The sequence below is a fragment of the Paenibacillus sp. FSL K6-1122 genome, assembly GCF_037977015.1.
Lineage (GTDB): Bacteria > Bacillota > Bacilli > Paenibacillales > Paenibacillaceae > Paenibacillus > Paenibacillus amylolyticus.
Genome location: NZ_CP150272.1, coordinates 998,340 through 1,024,587, shown reverse-complemented (window position 1 = coordinate 1,024,587; position 26,248 = coordinate 998,340). Strand labels below are relative to the sequence as shown.

The window sequence follows — 26,248 nt, the reverse complement described above, 5'->3', positions numbered from 1 at the left end:
CAATGAAAAAGGAGAATTGGCACGCATGCCCACTCTCCCTCCACAATCATTTCACTTTTTTACCTTTACCATGCAATATTTTCAGTTGACCATTCTCATAACCCAACTGATACTCGACCCGATATTGCGATATTATATATTCCCCATCTTTGCGTTCATTTGCTGTAATCATTGCCTTCACTTCCATCTCGTCATCGCCTTTATTGACTGAGGATACCTCACTGATGGTCACCTCACTTGTATTCAGATATCCTTCTCTGAACTTGGCATATGTTGTAGCACTCTGCCACTCGCTTCCGAGCAGTGCATAAGCGGTGACATAATCACTCAGATTAAGGCTTGTATAAAAGTCCGTTACAATTCCTTCTGCTTGCAATGTCTTAGTGGCTGAACCCAGGTGAGTATCTCCAACCGTCCGCACCGACGTTGTGCCAGAAGGATTTTTGGACCACGCCTGCACCTGCTTGAGCACACTAGTCATAGGGATGCTGAATCCTATTCCCCCCTCCTGCTCCACGACCGCCGAATTAATGCCGATCACTTCACCAGTCTCCGCACTAATGAGTGGTCCACCACTGTTGCCATGGGTTATTGGTGCCGAGATCTGATAGAGGTTACTATAGATGTAAGGTGCTATTTCAAAGCTACGCCCCAATCCACTGATGATTCCGGTTGTTACGGTGTTCTCTAGCCCAAGTGGACTACCCAATGCCAGAATCTCGTCTCCGGTCTCAGCTTTGGATTTGGCGATGATTAACGGCTTAACTTTTTTCAAATCAGGAACCCTGACTACAGCTACGTCTGTTTCATTCCCAATACCAATAACCGTCCCCTTATATTCCTCATGGTTCAAGGTCCGAATAGTTACTTCATTCGCCCCCTCCACCACATGTGCATTGGTCACGACATCTCCCAGATCATTGTAGAGAAAGCCAGAGCCCAATCCGCTACTACTCTCGATCGTTACAACTTTCTTCTGGCTTTCTTCTATAATCTGTTTGCGTGTCTTCTTCACAGGTTGCTTGGAGGCAGTCGTCGCTGCCGCATTTTCCGTTTCCTTCGCGGCAACAACTGCCAGTCTGGGCCCATCCTGCAACTGATCTGCTGAATGCTGGTGTATCCAGAACACGCCTCCTGCTCCAGCACCAATGATAATAGCACTGGATATGATCGTACTCCATGTTCGTTTGGTCATTCCAACCTGTCCTCCTATTCGAGATACCACGTTGCATTCACAACAGAGATTTCCGCTTCCTCGTACACACCATAATAATAGGTTTCAAAAAAACCTTCTTCCCCCACATCCAGCCAGCTTGGATACACATCTGCATAAGTTTGGCCCAGGTATATACCGTCTATATTATAAATATCAATCAACACTGTAATGGAAGAGATCGGACGAGTTGCATTATTGACCAATGAACCGCTAATATAAAGATCCCCGTACATATCAAGCGTCGCATCAACGTTCACGACACTTACTGCCGCCGTTCGATTCATCAGATCTTCTTCTGCAGCCTGTTGCTCCGCCAATTGAATGCGATCCGCTTCCGCTTTTTCAAATGCCTTTTTTTCACTGAGTACCCGTTCACGATACGAAGTCAGTTTTTCATTTTCCGGCGCATAGGACAATCCCTGGTCGACCGTTTGTAACGCAATTGTGAAATTCTTTTGCTTTACTTGCTGTTCCGCCTCTTTATAACTTATGCTTGCGAGCTTGTCGACAATTTGCTTCTCTACTGTCTCAGCTTCCTTGCCTTTCAAGTCTGATATGGTGTCCAACTTCTCGGCTAGTGCCTCAATTGTTGTCAAACTGTCGATTTCCTTTTTCACCTTCAATACGGCCAGCGTTACCTTTCTGTTGTTGAATGCGGCACGCACTTTGGCAAAAACAGGTTCTTCCCGCTCCATCAGCGCTTTGGCTACAGCCTGAATGGTCTTGTCTCCTGCGGACAGCTTTCCTGTCTTCAGACTTGTGGACGCCTCATCCAACTGATTCATCAAGTTGAACGCCTTCGCCGTAACTTGCCGATCCTGTATAAGTGCATCATAGTTCGGTCGTTTCGTTAGAGCGCTGTCCAGCAGTTGGAGAGCCTCTTTATATTTCCCCTCTAGTGCAGCCCGTTCCGCCTGTTGGTGCAGTGATTTAACCTCTGCATTTATACCTGTTTCCTGCTTGTAATAATACGTTAGCAAAGCTCCTACAACTACTGCCAGAAGTATGGGAATAATCCAGCTAAATGCAAGGCCTTGACCCGTATTTCCCTGTTTGGAAGCTGGTTGCTGCTGACGGGACAACGAATCAATTGCTTTTTGCGTTCCTTTATCCAAGTCAATGGCTGTTTCTGCCCAGATCTGTTCCTCTGTAGAGCTTGTTTCTTTCAATTTGGTTCTACACTTTCTGCACGTGTTATCCGCCGGACTGTTTTTGGTCCCACATACATGACAATACACCCTGATCCCTCCACTTAAGAACATATGTATACTTCGCTTTCCCGGGGTTCGCCTATCGCATCAATTGCTAAAAAACACCAACATGAATCGATATTTATCATATAGTAAAAAGGAATATTACACCATATGTTCTATAGATCTCATGTTTAAACGAGTCATAATGGATGCAAAAGAACCTTCCTATAGATCTAGGAAGGCTCTAGTTATTTTCATTTTTTTACTCCGAAGGAAAAGCGCTGAGATCCATATAGGAAACTTCCCACAGGTGATCATCCAGATCCTGAAAACTCCATCCGTACATAAATCCGTGATCTTGTGGTTCGTTGGATGGCTTCCCTCCTGCATCGAGGGCAGCTTGTACAATCACATCTACCTGCTCACGGCTATCTACAGACAGGGCAACGATGACTTCGGTTGTATCGGCGGCATTGGAGATTTTTTTCGAAATGAAGGATTGGAAACGTTCCTCCACCAGAAGCATGGCGTAAATATTTTCCCCGATGATCATACAAGTAGCAGACTCGTCCGTAAAATTGGCGTCAAACTCAAATCCCACCTTGGTAAAAAACTCAACGGATTTCTTCAAATCTTGAACAGGTAAATTGACAAAAATCTGCTTAGCACGAATAGCCACCATTGATCACCTCGAACTCTTAGAATACATTCCACCTCAAAATAACACCTCGCGAATACGCTGTCAATTGAATATAATGGAGACATTCCAACTTGTGAGGTGACACGGATGTTGCTCCGTATTGTTCGAAGTAATTAGTCGTCGGGCTGGGTCAAAACGCGTACCAGCTATCAAGGGACACGTCTGTCCCATTTGATCCTATTCGACCATTTACATTAGAACGATTTGGCACAACTCTCTTGTCCTGTTCAAACAAACTCACATTGGAGGAATATGAAAATGAAAAACAAAATAGATTACGCTGACTTTTATGAACGCGTAGGCCGGACGAATGGCTGGAACTTCAGCTCCATGAACGTTGTCTCGGAGAACATCGGATGGAACTTCTATGAGGAAGTTGTTCGCCATACGCGATCGTCCGATCTGTTGCTGGATATTGGAACAGGTGGTGGAGAAGCCATTCTGTCCATTGCGGAAGAAACTTTATTGCTGGTGGGAATTGATCTCGCTCAAGGAATGATTGAGACCGCACAGCATAATCTTCATGCTACGGGCGGTCATTCCAATGTACGCTTTCTTCATATGGACGCAGAAAAACTGGATTTTCCAGATTGCTTCTTTAATGTGGTATCTTCCAGACACTCAAGATTCTCTGCTTCAGAAGTATTTAGGGTTCTTGCTCAGGGTGGAGTATTTCTAACCCAGCAGGTCAGCGAACATGATAAATCCAACCTTTCAGAAGCTTTTGGCCGTGGACAGAGTCTTGGCATTCAACCTGGCACATTGATGGAACGATACAAGCATGAACTTCAAAGAGCAGGTTTCCATGACATTCAGGCCCGTGAATATAATGTGGTGGAGCATTACGCTACACCTGAAGATTTGATGTTTCTCCTAACCCATGCACCCATCATTCCTGATTTCGGAAAGGTAGACACTGACTTCGAGCGATTCCAGCAGTTTGTGAATGAACATCACGACGAGAAGGGCATTCGTACCAACTCGGCACGCTTCATGATCACTGCAAGGAAATAAATGATCCCATATTGAATAAAATGAAACTAAAAAAGACCCAGTCTCATGTTCGAACTATAACATGGTGACCGGGTCTTTTTATGATGTTTGCGAGGCTATATATTAAATCGGATTTACTGCGTAATCTCCAACTTTTCCAAAAAAGGCTTTAATTTATCCACGACATAGTGGCTTCCACCTCGGCCGTTCACCTCTTCAATTACAGCCGATAACAGGAAGGTCGGAGAGTCGGTATCAAACACTACGAAAAATCCGTTTTCCTGACCCTTCTCTCCCTTCTTCGCTTTCAGTTCCGCTGTTCCCGTCTTGCCCGCGAGCCCCCCAGGAATTGAATTCAAGGTATGGGCGGTGCCTCCCTGCCGGGAAACAACTTCTCCCAAAGCATCCTTGACCGTATTTGCGGCTTCCGGAGTAATGATTACCTCAGGGTCAGTGCTTTCTTTTCCCTCGATCAGAACAGGTTTCACCAGCTTCCCTTCATTAATAAAAGGTGTAAATGACGACGCCAGATGAATCGGGGACATTAACATCTCCCCTTGCCCGTAGGACGTATCAGCGAGTAACACCTCAGACGACAGATCCAGATGTGCTTCGTTGGCATATTGGCTTGGCTTCAGATACAGTTCATCCAGTCCAAAGTTATCGCCAAAACCAAATTTCTGGATCCCATCAATAAACTTGGCGCTGCCCATCTCGATCGCTTCCATGGCAAAGTAAATATTGTCCGAGTACACCAGAGCATCGACCATGTTAACCGGGGATAAACTCTTCACACGCTTGACATAATAACCGCCCCAACTATCATCTTTGCGCCATTGCAAGCCAGAGATATCATGGGTTTTGTCTGCTGTGGTCACCTTCTCCACCAGTCCCGCTGCGGCTGTAATCGCTTTGAAGGTTGATCCTGGTGCATACCGGGTAGTGACTCTGTTGATAAAAGGAAGCTTCTCATTCGCCGAATAAGCATCCCACTCTGCCTGAGTAAGTCCTGTAACCATCTTGTTCGGGTTATAGGAAGGCGCACTGACCAACGCCAGCAGGTTGCCGTCCGTCGGATTCATCAGAACCATTGCACCGGCGTCTCCACCACTGGATAAAGTCTGATACAATTTCTTTTGCTGTTTGGAGCTAATCGTCAGCTGTACATTCTGTCCATCTACAGCATCCTTGCGAATAAGCTCAGAACGGGAGTTACCGGATTCATCGGTGATTTCGATCAGACCACCACGTTCACCACGCAGCTGTTTCTCCATGGACTGCTCCAAACCCGCTTTACCAATCCAATCCTCTGCGCGATAATACCCTTCCGTATCCTTATCCAGATCTTCCTTGGTGGCTTTGCGCACGTAACCAATCAGGTGCGCAGCTGCCTCACCGAGTGGATAATAGCGGATTTCCTTGCTTTGCATCGTAACCCCGCTTAAAGATTCTGGTACGTCAAACTCCTCCGTTGAACCAATCGGGACAAAATACTCTGGCTTCACCCATGTCTGCGCAAGCGCCTTGTGAATGGCATCTTCCGAAACCTGATAATGGCTCGCGATTCGGGCAATCATCTGGTCCGGGTTATCACCAAGTTTCTCAGGTACAATGCCCCATTCATTCATCGTGCCCTTGGTAGCGAGCGGCAAACCATCACGATCCACAATGTCTCCACGATCCGGGAACAGTGTCCTCACTCGTACCTTACTGCCCTTAACCATGTCATTCAGGATCAGCGAAGGCTGCCAGTTAATTTTCCAGTTTTTTCCCCCGTCCTCAAGCTCGTGCCGGACCAGTTTCAATGTATGCGTCTCACTGACTTCACCCAAAAAAGTTGTCAGTTGCAGGTTGTAATCCACCTCATACATATCCGGGTTTTGTTTCTCTGCATCGGTCTTACTGCCATCGGAAGCCGTTTTGTCAACATCCACAGGTTTAACCTCCGCCTTGACGGTGGATACTTCCATACCCGAATAGATCGCATTGTATTTCTCAACAAATTGTTCCTTGTTCATGCCCGACTCTTGCAGCGAAGCAGGTGTCATCAAGGTGTACAACTGGTCAAATTCTTTTTTTTGCAGATGCTCTATGTATTGATTCACGGTAGTCTGGGGTTTGGCCTCTGCTTCTTTGTTATTCTGCATGTATAGATACATTCCGATTCCACCTGCAAACAAGATGGGCAGCAGTCCGTACATTAATTTACGTTTGGATTTCATGGTTACATCACCTCTAATATACACTATAGATTTCCAGAGCCATTTAAACAATGAAACAAATCTGACGAATTTATCATTAAAAATAGCCGAAAGCTCACATAATATGTTTAAATAAGGAGAGTGAGATTACATACTAAAGCTTTTTTGCTATGCAAAAGGCTGAAAAGGAGCCCGATGATGGAAATCAGCTATTTTTTACTCCCCAAAGCCGAAGTGGCCTATATCAAGTCTACCGCTTCCATGAAAGATGCTATTGAGCAATTGGAATCGCAACACTACACCGCCGTTCCCGTGATTGACCAGGATGGAAAATATGTTGCTACCCTGTCCGAAGGCGATTTGTTATGGAAAATGCGAAATACACCCGGATTGACTTTTGATACGATGGATCAGGTTCAGGTCCATGAGATTAACAATCGGGTATATAATGAATGTGTATTCATTGAGGCTGAAATGGAGGATATGCTGACACTTGCAGCAGACCAAAATTTTGTGCCCGTGGTGGATGTCGATCGTGTCTTCCTCGGTATTATCCGTCGTAAGGATATTATTGAATACTATACGCGTAACATTTCGGATTAGATTAAGCCAAACATCCCGTAATAATCGAAAGGGTACTCCTATGGTCATATTTTGGCCAAACCGGGGTACCCTTTTTGTTTCATGGTCTGGTCGGAATCATTCTAGTTACGCTTAGCCCGCTCTTCAATGTAATAACTCAACACGTCCCTCGGACTTCCCTGAAATGCACGCTCTCTGCCGAACTCATACGCCTGATGCAAATATGAATACGCCTCGTCATGCTGTTCAAGTCTCATGCAGATCATGCCGAGATCGATCAACGGACTCGTACTTCTATCCGAACTCCGCGTACTTAACGATATCTCAGCCCAAGGCTTGGCCAGTCCATACTGTTTCAGATCGATATGTGCATTCGCATGACAGGATGCGATCCAGCTTGCAATCTCCCATTCCATCTTCGGCTCGGGCAACATGCCCCATGCCTGATCATAATAGATAAGTGCTTGTTCATGTTGTTGCGTCTCATCCAGCACATTACCGGCTTCTACCGTTTCTACAATTTGTCGCTCCAGTTCGGCATGTTCCGGTGTCAGATCTTTCATTGCACCGTCTCCTCCTCCAGAACGAAATACCACTCCAGAAAAGCATTGAAATCAGCCCACTGCGGCTCACTCTCGCCATTAAGAAACCGTTCAATCGATTCACCCAGTTCCACCAGTACCACTTCTCCCGTCTGACGGTTGTAGAAAAATCCACCTTCACCTTCAAAACTGTCCAGTGGAATATACGCCTCGGGAAGTCCCAGTGTAAGCTGTGCTACATTCATGTCTTCCATATATACGGTATTCTCCATAAACCAGCAGATCTGATACAACTCCTGATGCCTGCTGTAAAAAGTTGGTCCATCCTCTGCATGTAAATAAAATTGTGCAAAATCCGATTGAAGATCAATTCCAAGCTTCCGCAATGCTTCTTCGTAGGCTGCTGGAACATCTTCATGCCACCAGCCTTGCTCCTGGCAATGATCAATCACTTTATTGGATAACATCGCAGACCTCCTAATTCAATTTTGCTCACAATACCTGTTCAAAAAGATTGGTTTTCAGTACCGAGAAGATGGGATGAAGCTAGAAATGGAGTAGCGGAGCGTAGGGAAACTACGTGAGCAACGGACATTTCGGCTGAATTCCATATTCAATGCTGATGATGCCTCTAGGCATCCTTCGTAATCAAAAGCGGACTTTTTGAACAACCTCTTATAGTGATTTTACAGGTATCCAGACTTGGGGAGGTATGCCATCACCTCTGTACACTTCAAGTTCTGGAATCCCTGCATGCTGATATGAAGTGGAAAGAAACCACTCTGTCATAATATAGTGCCACAACCGTTGTATCGCTTCCGGCTTTAATTCATCCGTTTCAAATACAACCCAATGGGACGCGGGAAGTTCGATGGACACCAAACCTTCAGGCACTTCACCTGAGTAAGAGGTAGCAATCCAATACTCCATTTGATTATCCTTCAGCTCTCTCTGATCTACACAGATGCCCACCAGACCGGGAATAGCTCCGTTATTGAACCCGTTTAAACGTTCCTCAATACCGTCTGCCAAAGCATCCTGCCACATCTTAGGAATTTCTATTAAATTCTCACCATCCACACAAGAGAACGTTCGTTTGATGCCCACAAAGGTAAGAGACTGTTGTTCGATCACATGTTCATTCACATTCATTAGATGGACTCCTCTCCGAGAGCGATATGGGGCACGGTTCTCCATGACCCATTCATGTTGTCTCATAGTTGATATGTACCTCCGATATGTCCTACAGTTACTGTATCAAAAGAGTAAGTAGATTGGAAATAGTGCCAGTACTCCTGCAAATAAAAAAAGTCCGCAGTGACTGCGAACCATATCTCTAAAAGGAATCACTCATAGCTTCACTCAAGAAAACACTTCCCGGCTATGGAATATACGATATGTGGCAAGTATAGTCGAAACAGTCATGAAAGCCATCACAACTATATATAAGGTTAAATAAGACATATTCAGTCCGAATAAGGAATAGTTTATTGGTGTTTGATAAAGCCTTGTTACCCGTATCATGGTACTTATCGAAAATTTCTCGACCCAATTTAATGACCCGGAATTCAAATTTAATACGTCAAAGGCCAAGTATGGCAGACCTACTATCACGGTATTCACAATTATAGCTATAAAGGATGTAGAACTGAGGACCGATACCAGTAAAACAATAGATGCAAAGACCAAGCTACCTGCTATATGAGTAAACAATTGAACTAAATAATATTGAAAAGCAGTAAACGTATACGGTGAGAACTCATAATCAAAGCTGTAAACATACATGCCCACGCTCTGTATGGAAGTATCCGCCCCAGCCAGATTACCAAACCTTAACCAATATAAAACCAAGTTTACACCAGTAAATAAAACGGCACACATTACAACGTACAATATGGAAGCAATGCATTTTGCTGATACAAGCTTGCTTTTGCCTCTTTTGCTGCTACGCAGTAATGATGCTGTACCTAGTACATATTCTTCGGTAAATACCGGAGCCAACCCTAACAGAATCATAATCATCATAAAAACTACACCGAATTGATCAATGTATTCCAGTAGGTAGCCCCAAGGTTTATTATAATAAATTTCGGATACATTCACTGTTCGCTCCATGATGTTGCCACGATCATCATATCGTGTACTGTTCTTAATCGCCTCTGGAGAAAAAAACACAATATCGTACAATGCACCATATTGGTATCTACCTTTGGTACTATCCCAAATGGAATCATACTGATTATGTGCGACTTTTACCTTCTCTGTTGTAATAGCACCTTCATAAGGTTTGTAAAAGGCGGAACCATCCATTATCCCAGGATGCCTCCAAAATGAGTATACGACTAGAAAAACAATTAAAATAGACAATGCTATACCAATACTTTTACGCGTTATAATTTTATAAAACTCGAATTGAGTTAAACGAATCAAGACTTCGTCTCCTCTCCAAAATAGTGCATATATACATCTTCAAGCCGAGGTGATTCTGGTATGGCTTGCGGGACAGGCTGTTCTTTGGCCAGTATTCTGGCTACGATTCCATCAGACTCATAAGACAAACCACTTACTTTGAAATGAGAGGTAAGATCAGCAAGTTGCTGCGGATTTAATTTCGCTTTCCATACGTTATTTTTCATCCGGTTCATAATCTCTTCCGGAGTATTATGGGCGATTAGCTGCCCTTCATTCAACAAAATCATCTCCTTACATGAAAACTCCAAATCAGAAATGATATGCGTAGATAACATTACAATACGATCTCTTCCCAGCTCGCCGATAATGTTACGAAATCGAATGCGCTCTTTGGGGTCCAATCCAGCTGTAGGTTCGTCAAGAATCAAAATTTGTGGATCATTCAACAAAGCTTGGGCAATTCCCAATCGCTGCTTCATTCCTTCGGAGAATGTGCGGATTTTATGTTGTGCTTGATTTTCAAGGCCCACCGTCACTAGCGTTTCCTGCACACGTGCTGAAGCTTGACTAATACCGATCCCTTTCAAAGAGCACATATACATGAGAAATTTATAAGCACTGAATCGGTTATAAAATCCAAATCGCTGGGGCATGTAGCCCAACAAACTTCGATAACGGTCTCCCATGTTTTGGATAGACTGCCCGTTCAACAAAATTTGTCCAGACGTGGGCTTGGAAATGTCTACAATCATGCGAAGCAATGTTGTCTTCCCTGCTCCATTCGGCCCAAGAAGACCGTAAACACCACCACTGGATAGTTCTAGTGAGACTTCTTTTACAGCCAACTTGTTCCTGTATTTCTTGGATACGTTATCCATGGTCAGTATCAAAGGCGTAACCTCTTTCTGTCTGTGATGTATATTTCCTTGCCATCTCATAGATCTGACTGATTAATAGTAAAACTCCGCATAGAGCCATTGCTATAAGTACTGTGGGCTGGATCGATTGAAGTAGAGTCTTCAATTCGGGATTACTTAGTACAAGCCAAACCAGCGCGAACCATACAATTAAAAAGATACTGACGGCTGTCCCACCTCTGACACGCATCGCAAGCCATAGACTTGCACCTGCTGCTATCATAAGCTGTGTATACGAGAGGCCGATAGCACTCCATGATATGGAAACATCTTTTTCGCTTGATATAAGTAAATTAAGCAAAACAACAAACGCCATATTCCCAATAAGCACTACGATTAGACGGGTAAGCATCAGTTGCTGTGCCGTGATTTTGCAGGTCAGTTCGATTTCCATTAATCCTTGATCTCGACCTTTAAAAACTTCTAGCAAACCAAGTACAAATGGAACAGGAACTATAAAGAGCACACTCATGTACGGGTCTGTCGTACTGTGAGTACCTAGCCAATAGCCGAACAACAAGAGCATTGAACAAACTAACCAGTAAGATTTGTGGAAGACAGCGACCTCACCATAAACTAACTGGAACAATTCCTTAACTGAATTCCCAGATGATTTTTGTTTCAGGTGAGCATTCATGGGATCTGGCATATATGTATCCAGCATTCTAATTGTCTTGTCAATCTCCATCTCGGATGGAAATTCGACCGGATACTCATCCAGATATGAAGCAATTTCGTTGTACTCTTCTATTTCCAACTCTGTTACAGGATTCAGTTCATCTCCGTTTCCTCTGCTTTTCATCCCGTTCACCTCCCACAATAATCTCCTTTAATTTCGTTATCCCCAATCGAATGCGCGACTTCACGGTCGATTCGTTGGTTCCCGTAAGTTCAGCAACTTCCCTGATCTTCAATCCATTGTAATAGTTTAGAATGACTGCATCTCGCTGGTGATCAGGCAAACTTAATACTGCGCGCCTGACTTGCTCATTCTGAAATCGCTTATGAAAAATATTCCAAACATTCTGTTGTTCACTGGCAGGGAACGCATCCTCAGTTAATTCACTCTCTCTTTGTTGCTGCTTGAACTCCCGCCCACGATAATAATCTCTACAATGGTTCACTGCAATCTTCAGTAGCCAGTGACTGAATTTACCTGTGTTCTGATACTTGTCCAAGGAATTCATCATTTTTACAAATACCTCTTGTGTTAGATCATAAGCAGTATGGTACTCTCCGGTTTTCCGGTAAACATAAGCAAATATCGACTGATAGTGCCGCTTCACCAGTACTTCCATGGCAGCACGGCTACCTTCGCGAATCTCTTGAATAAGCTCTTCATCATTCAACGCTCCCTCACCCCCTCTATAAACAATTAACGAAATTTGGATAGTAAAAGATCAAAAGCATAGAAGTATATTTTTCTGAATATAACAAAATTTCAAAAAAGAAGTATTAATACATTGGCTCTGATCCAAATTTACTCAGGCGTGCGAACTACTGGCTTCATCCTTCATTTCCTTATTCTGGTGCAACTTTCTCCCTACTCGTTCGTCTAACTACTGACCAACAACGAAGGAGATGACTATGCGAATAACTTGCAGCCCCGGTTTCCCAGGAAGCATGATTGGATCGATTGATCTTCAGCCATCGAAGTATTACAGCGCACCATCCATGAACAGCAAGATCACAGATTATGTTGACCCCGAACTCATTACCATTCCCTATGTGGATGATCCGGAATTCGGATTACACTTTGACAACATGAAGGTTATGAACGGAACTTATAAAGATGAAATGCATGTGAGCTATGATGTCGAATTTACGATTGATGTAGATAAAAAAGGTTATATTACGCAATTCGAGCATACGTTCCAGCTGGAACGTTATCTGGATCTGGTTCGCACACAGTCCTATAAAGTGATCAAGACAAACTGGCGTGGACAAACATTTCACGTGATGACGTGCAGTTACCTGGAGGAAGTCATTCATCCGAAAAATGTTCTTTTTAAATGTAACAATGCCGAGGATGTCTTCGTCGTGGCTGAACTTATACCCCATCGTGTTGGTGGCATTGTAGTACAACCCAATAATCTTTATCTTCATTTCCGTGCATTAATCTCGGCACGAGATGACTTGTACCCATTAGATTATATGTGTGAGCCTGATTTCGACCTGAGTCTCGACTAAAAAGTAGATACATATGTAGAAAGAGCATAAGCTGTCCCCAATCAGCGGGGTGGCCTGTGCTCTTTTTTTAACAAATGAACCACCAACTCCCTAATTTAAACATCCTCCTTCACATGCTCGGCCTTATGCTCTCATGCCTGGTCCTAAGCAAAACCAGCTGTAATGTCGATGAATATACCATAATGCTGAACATGCATATGTTCTTCGTACGTTCAGATATGAGAGGGGTTGGAAACATGGTTTATCGGAAAAATAAAATACATTCACTGTTCACTCTGCCCTTGGCAGGTTTGCTGTTTCTGTTATGGGGTGCTCAAGCGGCACATGCGGAACAGGTCGACAGTTTGTTACCTGAGCGAAGTCAGCAGGAGATTGTCCAAAAGTGGAATCAGTGGATGAATGGCAATGATACATCTCCCCTGTATACAAAGACACCTTCGACAAGTGCTCCCTACTCTGCTGGTGTGGTAAGTGACGCCTATCTGGAACAAGGGCTGAATGCAGCCAACTTTTATCGTTTTATCACGGGGCTACAGGGCGATCTTGTCCTTGATCCGGCATTGAATCGTCAAGCCCAGCATGGGGCTGTTGTGGTCTCCACGGGTGGATACCTGTCCCATTCTCCAAAACAGCCAGGAGATATGCCAAAGGATTTCTTTGACACCGGTTCAAAGTCTGCCAGCAGCTCCAATCTGTACGTTACCAGCAGTGCAAAGAATAACGTCCTGACAAAAAGCATACAGGCCTACATGAATGATTCAGACGCCTCCAATATTGATCGACTCGGTCATCGGCGCTGGATTTTGAGTCCACAACTGCAACGAATCGGATTTGGACTCGCCACTCGTAGTGAAGCAGGCAAGACATATGATCAGTACTATAGTGCCATGCAGGTATTTGATAAAAGCAGAACGGGGGGAACTTCGTTCAACTACAGCCTGTTCCCGAATCAGGGCGCATTTCCAATCGAAGCTTTTGGCAGCACACAGGCCTGGTCTGTTCAACTGAATACAGATGTATTTGCGAAACCATCACTATCTGAGGTACAGGTCGAGATGACTCGGACTTCCGATCAACGTACATGGACCTTTAATGCAAAGAATCAGAACAGTGGCTTCCCAACCGGTTATTACAACGTGGACCCTGCGGATAAACAATGGTTTAATCAAGCCTATTTCAATGTAGAGACAGGTGGATATGGATATGGTTACGCCATCATATTCCGTCCCGACGATGTGCAATTGTTAAAAAACGGCGATACGTTCAACATTCGAATTACAGGTCTGCAAAAGAAAAACGGTACAGCAGCGGAAATCTCATACTCCACACGTTTCTTCCATGTGGACGGTGTTCAAGATACAACGCTTACCCGCATAACGCCAGGACAACCAAACCTGAAAGTCCGAGCAGGAGAACAGATTGATCTGCCTTCAATCACTGCCGTGAATGATAACGGAACATCCTATGTTCCACAGTCTAACGTTTCCTTCACCACGACGTCAGATCGCATTGTCATCAAGGATGGAAAAATCATTGGACTTCAGGCTGGTAAAGCCGAAATTCGGATTCGTTTTGAAGGGAAAGAAGCGGTTGTCTCTGTTACGGTAACGGGAATTCCCCAATTAACTGATGTCCGTACACATTGGGCGAAAGATGCCATTCAATGGGCCGTTCAACAGGAGATGGTCAGTGGATACGAGGATGGAACGTTCAAACCCAACAATCAGGTGAGTGAAGCCGAATTCCTCTCTATGTTGTTCAAGCTGTATGCGAATTCCCATGTCATTCAGAGCATAGATGCTGCAGAGGGACAAGCTATCAAAGGAAACATCTGGAGTGATCGTTACTATACCTATGCTTCCGCGTTGAATCTGAAACTGGATGCCAGCAAACAGAATCCGAAGCTGCGCAATCGTGCCTTGAACCGAACAGAAGTAGCCTTAATCGTGGCGGGGCTTGGCGGTAAAAATTATACCCAGGACGACGATGCCATCCGGTATCTGCTGAACATGGGATACTCTTCAGGCAAAACCGCAGCTACGGTGCAAGGTTATGCGGGACAAGAATCCTTGACCCGGGCAGAGGCCGTTGTTTTTCTCCAGAACCTGAAGGAAAAAGGCTTCGAACTATGGAGCAGGCCGAAGAATGCCACTGAAGCTACCGAGAATGAAAAGAACGGCGGACTACCGGATCAGACCATGAAAGCAGTATATTCTTCCGATCACACACTGGTCCTTCAAGGTACGTTCCCGGCGTATGCCAACCAGACGATGCCGATCAAAATCCATGGTCCTTCGCCTGCTGTAGAGCACATCCAGACGCAACAGGTTACAACAGATGCCTATGGCAATTTTAAACTAACGCTAAGTAACCTTGATGCAAAGGAACTTAACCTCTATGTGGACTTGCGCGAAGATTATTCCTACTGGATCAGTGTAGAAGCGGGGCATACTGCGATAAGTGATTATACCGAGTAACAACAATTAACCTGCAATATTCGATTGCTTAGGTAACGTTTAACATGGTTTAACATGAATGAACCTGAATAAGACACCTCATGGAACAGGCACGGGATAACCAATCGTTATCCCCATACCCTTCTGAAGGTGCCTTTTTTATTTTTTCACATATGAAATTTAGAGATGAACGACGGTCTCATTATGCTACAGTGTTAAGCCCCCATTTCGGTATTCGAACGAGCCGTGCCGCCACGTGGTGTGAAATTGAAATATCCTTCATCCAGTTGCTCCGTCTTGGGAAGATTGCGGGATACGCGATCGAACATCCAGTATACACCTACCAAAACAACGGTAATTCCACATAAGGTAATGACTGTAGAACTCTGTAGCCAGACCCCCAACGTACCGCCGATCAAGCTGCCTATTGGCATAGCTATACCGCTTAAAGCCATCGTCGCGGAGAAAACCAAACCCAAATATTGCTGCGGCACCCCCTTCTGCACAACGGTATTGATGATGACGTTAACGGCTCCGCCGGGAACCCAGGCCAGTCCGTATACCAGAATGCTCAGCCAGCTCCATGGGGTAAATATACACCCGATCCAAGCGATCCCGGAGATGATGTATGCCACAGAATACAACCGACCCAAACGCACATTTTCCAGTCTGAGATACGGTGCACATGTTGCACCAATGACGCTGCCGAGCGCCTGTGCCATCAGCATCAACCCGTAGATATCGGCTCCACCGATCTCATCACTATATATGGGAAGTACACTAAATGTCGCTCCTCCCGCAGCATTAATAACCATAATGCCAAAAAGTAATTTGGCCAATGCCGTCCGTGTAAGCAGCCTGATTCCACTCACTAAATCATCCGTGTAATTCCTAAAAAACAAACGCATTCCTGACGATGTACTCCCATTCACCTGTTCAATAGTCTCATCATATGTATCCTGTTCCTTCTTCATTTTCGATTCCATGATATAAGGAGCAATCCGCAATTGGGAGAATAATAACGCACCTATGAAGAAACCGATGGCATTCCAAAAATACAAAGATACCGCACCCAGCGCAACAATCAGTATCCCGGAGATGGCATTACAAGCCACATCAATCCCCTGATAAGCGATGGAGAACAGGGAATTGCCCTGCGTGAGTTGGTGTTTCTCCAATACTCTTGGCAGTGCTGACATCTGAACAGGGTACACCCAGGTATTACATATGTTCAGAATAGGGGTGATCACGAGTACCAGGCCTACACTCAGAAAATCATAGTATGCAGCAATAGGGACAATTAATAACAATGCGGCCTGAATTAACTGACTATATACCAGAATCCCTCGAATCGGGATCCGATCTATCATCGGTCCGGATAACAGTTGAATAATTTTCGGCAAAATGGACAAAAAACCCGCGAGTCCTGTATAAAATGAGGATCCTCCCAGATTGTAGACCAGCCACATGGCGGATACCGCATATAAGCTATCTCCGATGTTGGTCAAGATTCTGCCAAAAAACATCAAACTGAAGTTCTTGTTTTTGAAAATCTCCATGGCCCACCTCCGCTTACGTCGAACCTAAAACTCATTCCACATCTCTTTCATGCTGCTATGAAGAATGAAGACAAGCGAAGTCATTAATGCTCCGCTTGGTTCAATCTGATGTTCTCTTCCACATGAAGCAGAAAGATGCATCCAAAGTTAAATCTTTTGCACAACTTTCTCCTCTTGCAACGTCAACACCGAAGCAATGCTTTCCCTAAGGGTATCCATTCCTCTTCGCAGATTGTAATTGGAGATGTTCAATGGAGGCATGACCTTAACCACGCCATCGTGTCTGCCTACTCGCTCTACAACAAGTCCACGCTCATAGCAAGCCTTCTGTACCTCTGCGGCAATATCCGGTTCGAATTTGAAGAAATCCAGCCCCAGATCAGACCAATTCCCCGAATATCAATTTTGGGGTACCGCTTCAATATTTCCTCACTCCATATCTTCTTCAACATGATTTCTTTCGCATACACCTGCTCTTCCAGGGACACTTGTTCCCTGTATTCCAGTGCTGCTTTGGCAGCGATAAAGGCCAACTGGTTCCCGCGAAAGGTTTCATTACAGCAAGGACATCGGCAATCCATACCCGCTAATGGATTTAGAGAGAACGACCAGATCAGGTAGTATTTGCGCTCGCTCATAGGAGAAAAACGGACCGGTTCTGCCGTTTCCTACCTGTACGTCATCGCATATTAACAAAATATCGTATCGATCACAGATGGCCCTGATTTTCTTCAACCACGAGGACTCCGCAACATAGATACCACCCTCTGCCTGTACAGTCTCCAATATGATGGCAGCCGGCTTCTCAATACCCGAGTGGGTGTCTTCCAATATATATTCGATGTAGGCAGCACTATCAAAATAATGATTATGTTCATTTGGAAACGGAATAAAGGTTACACCATCTAATGCTCTGCCAGCACCCTGTCGGCTGTCCCGATTACTGGTCACCGCCAGGCTCCCCAGGGACATACCATGGTAACCACCCATGAAAGAAAACACACCTGTACGTCCCGTATATTTGCGTGCCAGCTTCAACGCAGCTTCTACCGCATTAGTCCCGGTAGGGCCGCAGAATTGAAGCTTGTATTCTATCCCTACACCATTCGATTCACATATTGGGCCACATTCACAGCATGATTGTAGTCGATCAGATTCTCATGATGACCTGGAATAGGCGTTGAAGTGCATGTACCTGTCGTCTTGGCGTGCCAGACCTGTGCATCCGTTAACGGAACTGGACTTTGTTCATCCTGAGCGGTTGCGTACAACAGATGGATATCGGACTGAATCGGTTCTGCTGAATAGTAGTTATCAAAGGCCACTTCATTGGCCAGACGCACTTTGAGATGTCTAATTATTCCATCATCTGGAAAGTGATGCATGACTTCCTTTAACTGAATCTCATAGTCTCCGCTAGGCACGAACTCATATCCGTTGTTGTTTGCTAATTCGGCAAGAGCCTCCATCTTGTTTATTGGACGAATATCCCGTTTATGGCTTCGGGCAGGTGCATCCAGAATAATCAGCCACTCCAGCTGTTGTCCTGCATCTTCAATGATCCGTGCCATCTCAAATGCCACATTGCCACCAAAGGACCAACCCAGCAAACGGTAGGGACCTATCGGATGCAATTGCGTAAGAACACCATAATAATACTGAGCCAGCTCTTGGACGGTATAGAGCGGTTCTTCGTCGTTTTCATATCCTTTTGGCACAAATCCGTATATATTCAGGCCTTCCAGTTGGCTAACCAACTCATAATAATTGATCAGGTTGCCGCCACCCGTCGGAAGGAGAAACAATGGCGAGTCATCAACACGGCCACCTTCTTTCAACACAACAACCGATTGATCTTGAGGAAGGTTCCCCTCTCGGATGATATGTGCAATCTCGGTCACGGTGGAGTAATCAAACAAGGTGATCACGGATAGCTCGGTATGAAATGTTCTGTTCAGAACATCTATTAAACGGACGGCTTTGATCGAGTGTCCACCCTGATCGAAAAAGCTTTCATGAAGATGGATGGTGTCCACACCAAGGATATCCATGAAGATCTGCATGACCTTTTCTTCCAGCTCATCCTGCGGAGCAGCGATATAATCCTTCAATGTGCCACGGTCCAGCTGCTTCAGCGCTGCCTTGTCCAACTTACCGTTACTGTTCAGAGGAATACGATCAATCGTAATGAAGCGTGAGGGAATCATGTGACTCGGCAGCAGGGTTCGGCAGAAGTTGCGAAGGTCCGTACTGAGAATCTCAGAAGATGGAGCCAGCTGAATATAAGCACTCAGTGACAGTTCTTCATCATCTCCCCATCTCTCAGCCAGCATCACACACTCCTGTATATCAGCGTGTCTGGAGATTACATCGGAGATTTCTCCCAATTCTACACGCATGCCTCTGATCTTCAATTGGTTGTCTATTCGGCCCACAATGTATAACTTGCCAGTGGCGTCGTAATAAGCAATGTCACCCGTCTTATACATCCTTCCATCCGTAAACGGGTTCGCAAAGAAAGCCTGTTCGGTCTTTACGGGATCTCCATAGTAACCCCTCGCCAGCCCAACTCCACCAATATACAAATCTCCATGAACCCCGATGGGCGCCGGATTCTGCATTTCGTCCAGAACGTAGATGAAATTGTTCCCGATTGGCCGACCTATGGATATATTTCTTCGAGCACGGCGACCTTCTAATTGCACATTCATATGAATGGTCGAATCAATGGAAACCTCGGTTACCCCGTAACTGTTATGCAGATTACGCTCGGGAAGATGGTTCTGAAACGCTGCAACCATCTCGGGCTTCAATGCCTCTCCACTAGAGAATACTTCCCGTAATGACGCTAACTGCTCCAGATCCGCCCCACCAATTCGCTCCAAAATCATCTTCAACATACTCGGAACAAAAAAGATGATGGCCACTTCATACTGCTTCAAAGCTTGAATGATCGCATACGGATCACGATGAAATCCTGGTTCCAACAGGGCAACCCTAGCACCTGCCATCCATGTCCAGAAATATTCAAGACCGACATCATCAAAGGTCAGAGTTGTTTTCTGAAGTACTGTTTCATGGGATTCCAGCTTGAATTGGTGCTGCATCCAGCAGATACGGTTCACCCATCCCTGGTGCCGCACAGATACCCCTTTGGGTTTCCCTGTAGTGCCTGACGTATAATAAATAGCTACCAGATGATCAGGCCCCACTTGTGTCGAGGGAACTGTTATCGGCTTGTCCATATATATTTCAGATTGAGATACGTCGATCAGAAGGGCAACATCATCCGGGATCGGCAACGTATTCGTATTGATGAGACAGATGGACGCTCCCGAATCTGTTAACATGTGACGATTTCGCTCCACAGGTGCATCCAGATCCAGAGGCACGATGGCTCCTCCCGCTTTTAACACAGCAAGAAGGGCAATAGGCAAATGCAGTGAACGTTCTATGCCAATGGCTACCGCCTTGTCAGGTCCAATTCCCTTTTCGATCAGAAGATGAGCCAATTGATTCGCTTGACGGTCCAGATCGCGATAAGATAATTGTTCTCCCCCATACACCACAGCCACTTGATCCGGGGCTTGAGATACGGATGCTTCGAACAGATGATGTACACAGATATGATCAGGGTAATCCATTACGGTATCGTTCCATTCATATAGAACTTTCTGTCGTTCTTCATCACTAACGGCTCCAACCCCTGCGATTGGCTTCCCTGGATAATCCACAATATGCTCAAGCAACGCTATAAAATTACTGGCCCAGCGTTCGATCGTACTCACGTGGAAAAGATCCCGACTACATTCAAACGTACCCTTAATCACATCCCGATCTTCCGTCAAATCCAGTGACATGTCGAATTTGGATGTGTTGGTCTGCTTCAGCTTGATCTCCCTGAACACAGCCTGTTGATCTGTTTGTTCGAAATCTCCCGCCTTCGCCAGACTGAACATGACCTGAAACAATGGCGAATATCCCGTATTTCTGGATTGGATCAGATCATCGAACAACAGATCAATCGGTACATCCTGATGGTCGAATGCATCAAGGATCGTATTTTTGGAAGCGTCCAGATGTTCCAGAAATGATTGCTGATCATTGATGCGGCTTCGCAGTACCAGTGTATTAACAAAGAAACCAATAATCTTCTCCAAATCGGACTGTGGCCGATTGGAGACAGGCGTACCAATCAGCAGATCCGTTTCACCCGAATACTTACGTATCAAAATCGCAAAACAGGTATACATCACCATAAATAGCGTGGAATGATTCTTCTCCGAGATTTCCCTTAATCTGCTGGTAAGAGGTGCCGGAATCGTGAAGTATACGGAACTCCCCTCTTCACTCCGTTTCTGCGGACGTTCATGGTCATATGGCAAAGTGAGCGTATAGGAGTGTCCTTTCAATTGATCAAGCCAGTACCTCTTCTGATTAGCAAACTCGTTACTTCCCAGTAATTGATTCTGCCATACTGAGTAATCTATATATTGGGTCGCGGATGGGTTATATGCCGGCAATGGGCCCACTCCGCGGAAATGTTCATAATAAGATAATAGGTCTCTTCGTATGATCTCGATTGACTGACCATCCGAGATGATATGATGCATCATCAGAACAAAAATGTGGTGGTGATCGTTCAGCTTAAAGAATTTGAATCTGCACAGTCTATCCCGGGTAAAATCAAAAGGGCCATCGGCCCTTTCAACTTGATCAACAATCTGCCTTTCGGCCTGATCTTCCGGATACATCGATAGATCAACCCATTGATAATCCGGTTGTTCTTTCAAAATATACTGATAAGGTACACCCTCTTCGGAATCAATCCGAATCTGCAGTAACTCTTGCCTGTCCACCATCAGTCCGATGGCTTGCTCAAATGCTGACTCATCGAACTCTCCTCTAATCTCATTGGCAAAAACCATGTTGTATGCCGTACTTCCCGGCTCAATCTGTTGCTGAAGCCACAATCTCTTCTGAGCAAAAGACAGCGGAAAGCGATTGATGTCGCGAGAAGTGCGCTGTACTGTATTGGTCACATTCATCTGACTTAATATTCGATCAATCAGTTCGCTTTTGTTAATCACTGCACCAGATTTTTTCACTTAATTACCCTCCGCAGAATAACCATTCGCTTCCAATAACAGATTCTCAATCACTTCGGACAATTCACGAATGGTAGGCGCATCAAATATTTTACGTAGCGGCAGATTAACACCAACCTGTTGTCTGATTCCAGAGATGACCTGCGTTGCGATAAGCGAATGCCCTCCGAGTGCAAAGAAATTCTCATCAATGCTAATCTGCTCCCGCTTCAATACCGCTCTCCAGATCTGGGCGACAATCTGCTCAACGGTTGTCGTTGGTGCGGCATATTCCGCCCCAGAACTTACATCCACGTCCGGCAGGGCGTGGTAATCAATTTTCCCATTGCTCAGCTGAGGTAAATGCTCCAGCACTTGGATGACGTTCGGAATCATATATTCGGGAAGTGCGGATGAAATCCACTGTTTGACATCCTGAATCTCTCCAGCGCTATCCAGTTCTACATAGGCAGCCAGCAATGGTTCTGTCTTCTCTAACAACTTCGCCGCTGCAAGTCGCACATGAGGATGTTCATTCAGAACTTTCTCGATCTCACCGAGTTCGATCCGGTAACCTCTTAACTTCACCTGCCGGTCAACCCTACCAATGTATTCGATATGACCACCCGGGAAATAACGGACCCTGTCTCCGGTTTTGTACATCACGTTGTCCGGCGCATAAGAATGTGCCAGGAAAGCCTGGTCATTTAAGTGTTCATCTACATATCCATCTGCAAGTCCTTTTCCGCTGATATATAACTCTCCGGCAACGCCTGGCGGGACAAGATTAAGGTTCGAGTCCAGCACGAGCAGATTCGTATTATGAATCGGTCTGCCGATCGTTTCATGAACGTTCTCCTTGTCACAGATATGATAAGTCGTATCAATACTCGCCTCAGTTGGGCCGTACAAGTTAATCAACTGAGCGTTGGAACCAGCAAAGAAAGCCTTCTGGAGCGGAATTCCCAGTCTCTCTCCGCCGCTGAACACCCTTTTTAACGGTGCTGAAGAGAGGGTTTCTTTTTCCACCAAAGCCTGAAGCATGGTAGGTACAACCTGTAATGTCGTAATTCGTTCCTTATGAATAATATCGAGCAGATAGTCGGGATCAGCATGCTTGTCCGGCTCAGCAAGAACCAGCCTTGCGCCCGTAGTGAGCGGTGCATAGAATTCCCATACCGATGCATCGAAATTAATCGATGTTTTCTGCAATACAGCGTCTTCCCCGCTCAGTGGAAATTCATTGTTCATCCAATGCATATGGTTGCTGATGGCCTGATGTGACACTTTGACCCCTTTGGGTCTACCTGTGGAACCGGAAGTATAGAGGATATAGGCGATGTCTCTGGCATCTACTCCGATTGCCGGTGCGTCCGTGGGCTCGGTCGCAATTGCCTCACCTTCTTCTTCAAGAAACACAGGATTAGCAAAAAGGGAATTGAGCCGTTCATTGTTTTTATTCAACAACAGCACCGTTTCAATGCGGGCATTCTCACGGATATAGGACAATCGCTCATTGGGATAATCCGAATCAAGTGGTACATAAGCCGCACCTGCTCGAAGCACCGACAGAAGGGCTATGACCAGTTCAGGAGATCTCTCCACGCTTACCCCGACTACATCTCCATGCCCGACACTTCTTGTCCGATGCAGATAGTGGGCTAGCTGTTTGGACTTCTCATGGATTTCCCGGAACGTAAGCAGAGTGTTACCAGACACAACCGCAACCTGATCTGGTGTCTTCAAGGCTTGTTCGTCCAGCATCTCCACCAATGTAGAGGTTGCATATTCCCGAACCTCTCCTTGAAGAATCGATTGCAATGTAAATGTCAGATGATCAGGGATGATATTAGACGATACGAGTTCATCCAGATTCACATAGGCCTTGTTGCAAATATGTGTGAATATATCCGCTACGTAGCCAATCTCTGTCGGAGTGTACTTTTCCTCGTTATATCGAAGAACGATATCTCTGCGATCAGGGTATTGCTGGATATGGAGTCCAAGGTGAACCGGTTCAATCTGTTCCGACTGATACACAACCCGGAACGCGTGACCACCCGATTCCACCACGGATGATGCATCCCGACTCTCGAATCCATAGGAGAACACAGATTGACTCGAATTCGATTTGCTAAACATTTTGAAGTCAAAATAATCTGCATATTCTGCACTATCTTTCGCTTCACTCGTCGTTCTTTGGAAAAACTGAGTCAGCGTGTCGTCCTCTTTCAAGCCCGAGTACAGAGGTACGTATCGATTCAATGCACCGACAACCTTCTCCAAATCCTCATCTTGTCGGCCAAGCGTATGTACGCCAACCGTTAGTTCCTTATCCTCGCCCAGCAGATGCAAAGTCAGATTCCAACAGGCGAGCGTAACGTTATCTATTGTACTCCCAGCCTTCTCCGCTACCTTCTCAAGTTCAGCCCACAATTCTGGTGACCCTTCCACAGGGAAACTTGCCATCGTAATACTCGTGGTTCCGCTACCGGATACCATGGACAATTGTTTATCAACATGATCAAACCGTTTATTGTTCCAAAAACTTCTTTCCTCCGCATGCTCATCATTGGTCAACAGGTCATTCAACCACTCGGATACAGCATAGTACGGTACCTCTTCTTCCAAAAGTTCAGGGTCCACCTCGGCCACGATTAATTGTGATAAATCCGCTAGAATAACGGCAGGTTCAATATCCGAGAACTGTGGATCAAAAGCGAGAATCAACACTTTGGAACGTTCGGACAGATCCACGTTAATGGCCTCCAGCGAATAATCACCTGTCCATGTGTCCAACTCCTTTCGGATCAGCCCTTGGATATCCTGCTCTTGAATCGGTTCATCGGAATATGCAGTACGGAATCGGCTTCTGGTCTCCGAATCTACTTTCTGAAGATGGACCCCATAATTGGGATCGGCTTCTATGGAAGTGCGGAGTGTGCTGTATTTCTCGGCTATTCTCTTCACGGCTAATTCAATCTGATCATTGGAGCATTCACCTTCGATGTTAACAGCAATTACACTTGGGACCAGTGATGTTAATCCGTTATTATTCAGTTCATGCAGTCGTTTCTGTTGTGGTGAAAGGGGATAACCCAGCATTACATTTTCCATGTTCAATCCTCCTGCATTTCTAATGTATTTTCAGTTCGAATGTAATTTCCTTCAGGCGCAATTGAGGCTTAACGACTCACGGGTTCTCCCATGGCTACGAGTACTTTTCGATCTCCCTGATACGGGTTCCGTGCATGCGCCACCAGCATATTGTCCAGCATAAGAATATCTCCCTCTTGCCATGGAAAGGCGATCGTGGCATCGGCATAAGCCTGACGAATATGTGCAGCCACATCAGCATCAATTGAAGTTCCGTCTCCATAATACGTCTGGTATGGCAAGCCGCTCTCTCCAAATTCCTCGAGCATCAAGTTGCGAACTTCCTCGTTCAGGCTACTGCTATGCCAGAAGGCAATATGATTGAACCACAGGTTCTCATTTGTATCGGGGTGGATCGTAATGGCCGGTCTCACCTGCTTCGTTGTCAATGTTCCATCCTCATTCCATTGGCAAGCCATGTTGTTGTCCAGGCAATATTGCTCGACCTCGTCCTTGGACTCCGTGTGGAAAACATACTGCCAGGTCTGTCCGAATCCAGTTCCGTAGTTTCGAACCAACATCCAGCCTTTCTCTGCAAAAACATCCCGAATGTCCGGATCAATGAGGTTATATACTTTCCGTACATCCACAATAGGTGTTTCTCCTCCTTCATCAGCGACAACGATACTGGAGAACCAGATTTTTTTGGGCCATGTCATGACGTAGGACAGTTCATTATGCGGTGCAATGGATTCCTCGTTCGGAAATTCCGTTGACGTATACACCTTGCCCTGTACTTGGGTTCTCGGTGTCGCTCCTTCTTTATAACTGAGCGGTTCGGGGCAGCTTACATCGATGAACCCATAAAAGCTTTCTGGTGTGGTAGTATCAAAACCTCTGAACAGGACGCCACCATATTTCAAAATTTTCTCTTCCACCATATCCTTATTGTTGAGATACCATTGATTCAGATCCAGACCGGATACATTGGGTTTGATTACCAACGGCAGTTCCTGACCTTCCTCCAGAAACGATTGCTTCACAATTTCTTTCTGGATGACCATCTGCGCACCTTTATCAAATTTCTTCTTCATAGTTATTCCT

Annotated in this window: 21 protein-coding genes; 4 read left to right on the top strand and 17 right to left on the bottom strand. The window is 45.3% G+C overall.

The window, feature by feature from the left end:
- Positions 1 to 46: 46 nt before the first annotated feature.
- From NSQ20_RS04595 to NSQ20_RS04585, 3 genes are all read right to left on the bottom strand, one after another.
- Positions 47 to 1,195, bottom strand: coding sequence for a trypsin-like peptidase domain-containing protein (locus NSQ20_RS04595; protein ID WP_076253741.1), 1,149 nt, complete (start codon positions 1,193 to 1,195; stop codon positions 47 to 49).
- A 14-nt stretch (positions 1,196 to 1,209) separates the two neighbouring features.
- Positions 1,210 to 2,385 (bottom strand): FxLYD domain-containing protein, encoded by a 1,176-nt coding sequence (locus tag NSQ20_RS04590; RefSeq protein ID WP_340031949.1) that lies wholly within the window; start codon positions 2,383 to 2,385, stop codon positions 1,210 to 1,212.
- Positions 2,386 to 2,671: 286 nt separating this feature from the next.
- A complete protein-coding gene (locus NSQ20_RS04585) occupies positions 2,672 to 3,088 on the bottom strand; it encodes a VOC family protein (RefSeq protein ID WP_047840603.1) in 417 nt (138 codons plus the stop codon).
- Positions 3,089 to 3,367: 279 nt separating this feature from the next.
- Between NSQ20_RS04585 and NSQ20_RS04580 the strand changes: the two genes are divergently transcribed.
- Complete coding sequence (locus NSQ20_RS04580) at positions 3,368 to 4,123, top strand: class I SAM-dependent methyltransferase (protein WP_340031947.1); 756 nt, start codon at positions 3,368 to 3,370, stop codon at positions 4,121 to 4,123.
- A gap of 113 nt (positions 4,124 to 4,236) precedes the next feature.
- Here NSQ20_RS04580 and NSQ20_RS04575 read toward each other — a convergent pair whose 3' ends face one another.
- Entirely contained in the window at positions 4,237 to 6,324 is a 2,088-nt protein-coding gene (locus tag NSQ20_RS04575) for a penicillin-binding transpeptidase domain-containing protein (protein ID WP_340031946.1), read from the bottom strand.
- A gap of 177 nt (positions 6,325 to 6,501) precedes the next feature.
- Between NSQ20_RS04575 and NSQ20_RS04570 the strand changes: the two genes are divergently transcribed.
- Positions 6,502 to 6,906: a CBS domain-containing protein gene (locus NSQ20_RS04570; protein ID WP_036605969.1), complete on the top strand. Its 405-nt coding sequence runs from the start codon at positions 6,502 to 6,504 to the stop codon at positions 6,904 to 6,906.
- 101 nt (positions 6,907 to 7,007) lie between these two features.
- On the opposite strand, the gene NSQ20_RS04565 is transcribed toward NSQ20_RS04570, so the two are convergent.
- The 7 genes from NSQ20_RS04565 to NSQ20_RS04535 all read right to left on the bottom strand — a co-directional run bounded on the left by NSQ20_RS04565 (position 7,008) and on the right by NSQ20_RS04535 (position 12,105).
- Positions 7,008 to 7,448 carry a hypothetical protein gene (locus NSQ20_RS04565; protein WP_076253745.1) on the bottom strand — a complete coding sequence of 147 codons (441 nt, stop codon included), beginning with the start codon at positions 7,446 to 7,448 and terminating at the stop codon, positions 7,008 to 7,010.
- The gene (locus tag NSQ20_RS04560) at positions 7,445 to 7,894 is read right to left on the bottom strand and encodes an SMI1/KNR4 family protein (RefSeq protein ID WP_340031945.1); all 450 of its coding nucleotides are present in this window, start codon (positions 7,892 to 7,894) and stop codon (positions 7,445 to 7,447) included. The genes NSQ20_RS04565 and NSQ20_RS04560 overlap by 4 nt, the downstream gene beginning before the upstream one ends.
- 208 nt (positions 7,895 to 8,102) lie before the next feature.
- Positions 8,103 to 8,579: a GyrI-like domain-containing protein gene (locus NSQ20_RS04555; RefSeq protein WP_340031944.1), complete on the bottom strand. Its 477-nt coding sequence runs from the start codon at positions 8,577 to 8,579 to the stop codon at positions 8,103 to 8,105.
- A gap of 210 nt (positions 8,580 to 8,789) precedes the next feature.
- Positions 8,790 to 9,857 carry a hypothetical protein gene (locus NSQ20_RS04550; protein WP_340031943.1) on the bottom strand — a complete coding sequence of 356 codons (1,068 nt, stop codon included), beginning with the start codon at positions 9,855 to 9,857 and terminating at the stop codon, positions 8,790 to 8,792.
- The gene (locus tag NSQ20_RS04545) at positions 9,854 to 10,729 is read right to left on the bottom strand and encodes an ABC transporter ATP-binding protein (RefSeq protein WP_340031942.1); all 876 of its coding nucleotides are present in this window, start codon (positions 10,727 to 10,729) and stop codon (positions 9,854 to 9,856) included. Before NSQ20_RS04545 ends, NSQ20_RS04550 begins: the two co-directional genes overlap by 4 nt.
- On the bottom strand, positions 10,710 to 11,558 hold the full coding sequence (locus tag NSQ20_RS04540) for a hypothetical protein (protein WP_340031941.1): 849 nt from the start codon (positions 11,556 to 11,558) through the stop codon (positions 10,710 to 10,712). The genes NSQ20_RS04545 and NSQ20_RS04540 overlap by 20 nt, the downstream gene beginning before the upstream one ends.
- A complete protein-coding gene (locus tag NSQ20_RS04535) occupies positions 11,533 to 12,105 on the bottom strand; it encodes an RNA polymerase sigma factor (protein WP_036668294.1) in 573 nt (190 codons plus the stop codon). The genes NSQ20_RS04540 and NSQ20_RS04535 overlap by 26 nt, the downstream gene beginning before the upstream one ends.
- 238 nt (positions 12,106 to 12,343) lie before the next feature.
- Between NSQ20_RS04535 and NSQ20_RS04530 the strand changes: the two genes are divergently transcribed.
- Positions 12,344 to 12,946, top strand: coding sequence for a hypothetical protein (locus NSQ20_RS04530; protein WP_340031940.1), 603 nt, complete (start codon positions 12,344 to 12,346; stop codon positions 12,944 to 12,946).
- A 236-nt stretch (positions 12,947 to 13,182) separates the two neighbouring features.
- Positions 13,183 to 15,423: an S-layer homology domain-containing protein gene (locus tag NSQ20_RS04525; protein ID WP_340031939.1), complete on the top strand. Its 2,241-nt coding sequence runs from the start codon at positions 13,183 to 13,185 to the stop codon at positions 15,421 to 15,423.
- Between the two features lie 194 nt (positions 15,424 to 15,617).
- Here NSQ20_RS04525 and NSQ20_RS04520 read toward each other — a convergent pair whose 3' ends face one another.
- The 6 genes from NSQ20_RS04520 to NSQ20_RS04495 all read right to left on the bottom strand — a co-directional run bounded on the left by NSQ20_RS04520 (position 15,618) and on the right by NSQ20_RS04495 (position 26,238).
- Positions 15,618 to 16,961, bottom strand: coding sequence for an MFS transporter (locus NSQ20_RS04520; RefSeq protein WP_340031938.1), 1,344 nt, complete (start codon positions 16,959 to 16,961; stop codon positions 15,618 to 15,620).
- A 296-nt stretch (positions 16,962 to 17,257) separates the two neighbouring features.
- On the bottom strand, positions 17,258 to 17,494 hold the full coding sequence (locus NSQ20_RS04515) for a hypothetical protein (RefSeq protein ID WP_340031937.1): 237 nt from the start codon (positions 17,492 to 17,494) through the stop codon (positions 17,258 to 17,260).
- Between the two features lie 22 nt (positions 17,495 to 17,516).
- The gene (locus tag NSQ20_RS04510) at positions 17,517 to 18,056 is read right to left on the bottom strand and encodes an aminotransferase class III-fold pyridoxal phosphate-dependent enzyme (protein WP_340032991.1); all 540 of its coding nucleotides are present in this window, start codon (positions 18,054 to 18,056) and stop codon (positions 17,517 to 17,519) included.
- 2 nt (positions 18,057 to 18,058) lie between these two features.
- Entirely contained in the window at positions 18,059 to 22,069 is a 4,011-nt protein-coding gene (locus NSQ20_RS04505; RefSeq protein ID WP_340031935.1) for an amino acid adenylation domain-containing protein, read from the bottom strand.
- On the bottom strand, positions 22,070 to 25,165 hold the full coding sequence (locus NSQ20_RS04500) for an amino acid adenylation domain-containing protein (protein ID WP_340031934.1): 3,096 nt from the start codon (positions 25,163 to 25,165) through the stop codon (positions 22,070 to 22,072).
- Positions 25,166 to 25,233: 68 nt separating this feature from the next.
- On the bottom strand, positions 25,234 to 26,238 hold the full coding sequence (locus NSQ20_RS04495; protein WP_100526395.1) for a TauD/TfdA family dioxygenase: 1,005 nt from the start codon (positions 26,236 to 26,238) through the stop codon (positions 25,234 to 25,236).
- Positions 26,239 to 26,248: the final 10 nt, after the last annotated feature.

What these genes read in the sequence shown, in the direction of transcription:
- NSQ20_RS04595 (WP_076253741.1), bottom strand. Translation starts at nt 1,195, where the DNA reads ATGACCAAACGAACATGGAGTACGATCATATCCAGTGCTATTATCATT.
- NSQ20_RS04580 (WP_340031947.1), top strand. Translation starts at nt 3,368, where the DNA reads ATGAAAAACAAAATAGATTACGCTGACTTTTATGAACGCGTAGGCCGG.
- NSQ20_RS04575 (WP_340031946.1), bottom strand. Translation starts at nt 6,324, where the DNA reads ATGAAATCCAAACGTAAATTAATGTACGGACTGCTGCCCATCTTGTTT.
- NSQ20_RS04570 (WP_036605969.1), top strand. Translation starts at nt 6,502, where the DNA reads ATGGAAATCAGCTATTTTTTACTCCCCAAAGCCGAAGTGGCCTATATC.
- NSQ20_RS04565 (WP_076253745.1), bottom strand. Translation starts at nt 7,448, where the DNA reads ATGAAAGATCTGACACCGGAACATGCCGAACTGGAGCGACAAATTGTA.
- NSQ20_RS04560 (WP_340031945.1), bottom strand. Translation starts at nt 7,894, where the DNA reads ATGTTATCCAATAAAGTGATTGATCATTGCCAGGAGCAAGGCTGGTGG.
- NSQ20_RS04555 (WP_340031944.1), bottom strand. Translation starts at nt 8,579, where the DNA reads ATGAATGTGAATGAACATGTGATCGAACAACAGTCTCTTACCTTTGTG.
- NSQ20_RS04540 (WP_340031941.1), bottom strand. Translation starts at nt 11,558, where the DNA reads ATGAAAAGCAGAGGAAACGGAGATGAACTGAATCCTGTAACAGAGTTG.
- NSQ20_RS04530 (WP_340031940.1), top strand. Translation starts at nt 12,344, where the DNA reads ATGCGAATAACTTGCAGCCCCGGTTTCCCAGGAAGCATGATTGGATCG.
- NSQ20_RS04525 (WP_340031939.1), top strand. Translation starts at nt 13,183, where the DNA reads ATGGTTTATCGGAAAAATAAAATACATTCACTGTTCACTCTGCCCTTG.
- NSQ20_RS04520 (WP_340031938.1), bottom strand. Translation starts at nt 16,961, where the DNA reads ATGGAGATTTTCAAAAACAAGAACTTCAGTTTGATGTTTTTTGGCAGA.
- NSQ20_RS04500 (WP_340031934.1), bottom strand. Translation starts at nt 25,165, where the DNA reads ATGGAAAATGTAATGCTGGGTTATCCCCTTTCACCACAACAGAAACGA.
- NSQ20_RS04495 (WP_100526395.1), bottom strand. Translation starts at nt 26,238, where the DNA reads ATGAAGAAGAAATTTGATAAAGGTGCGCAGATGGTCATCCAGAAAGAA.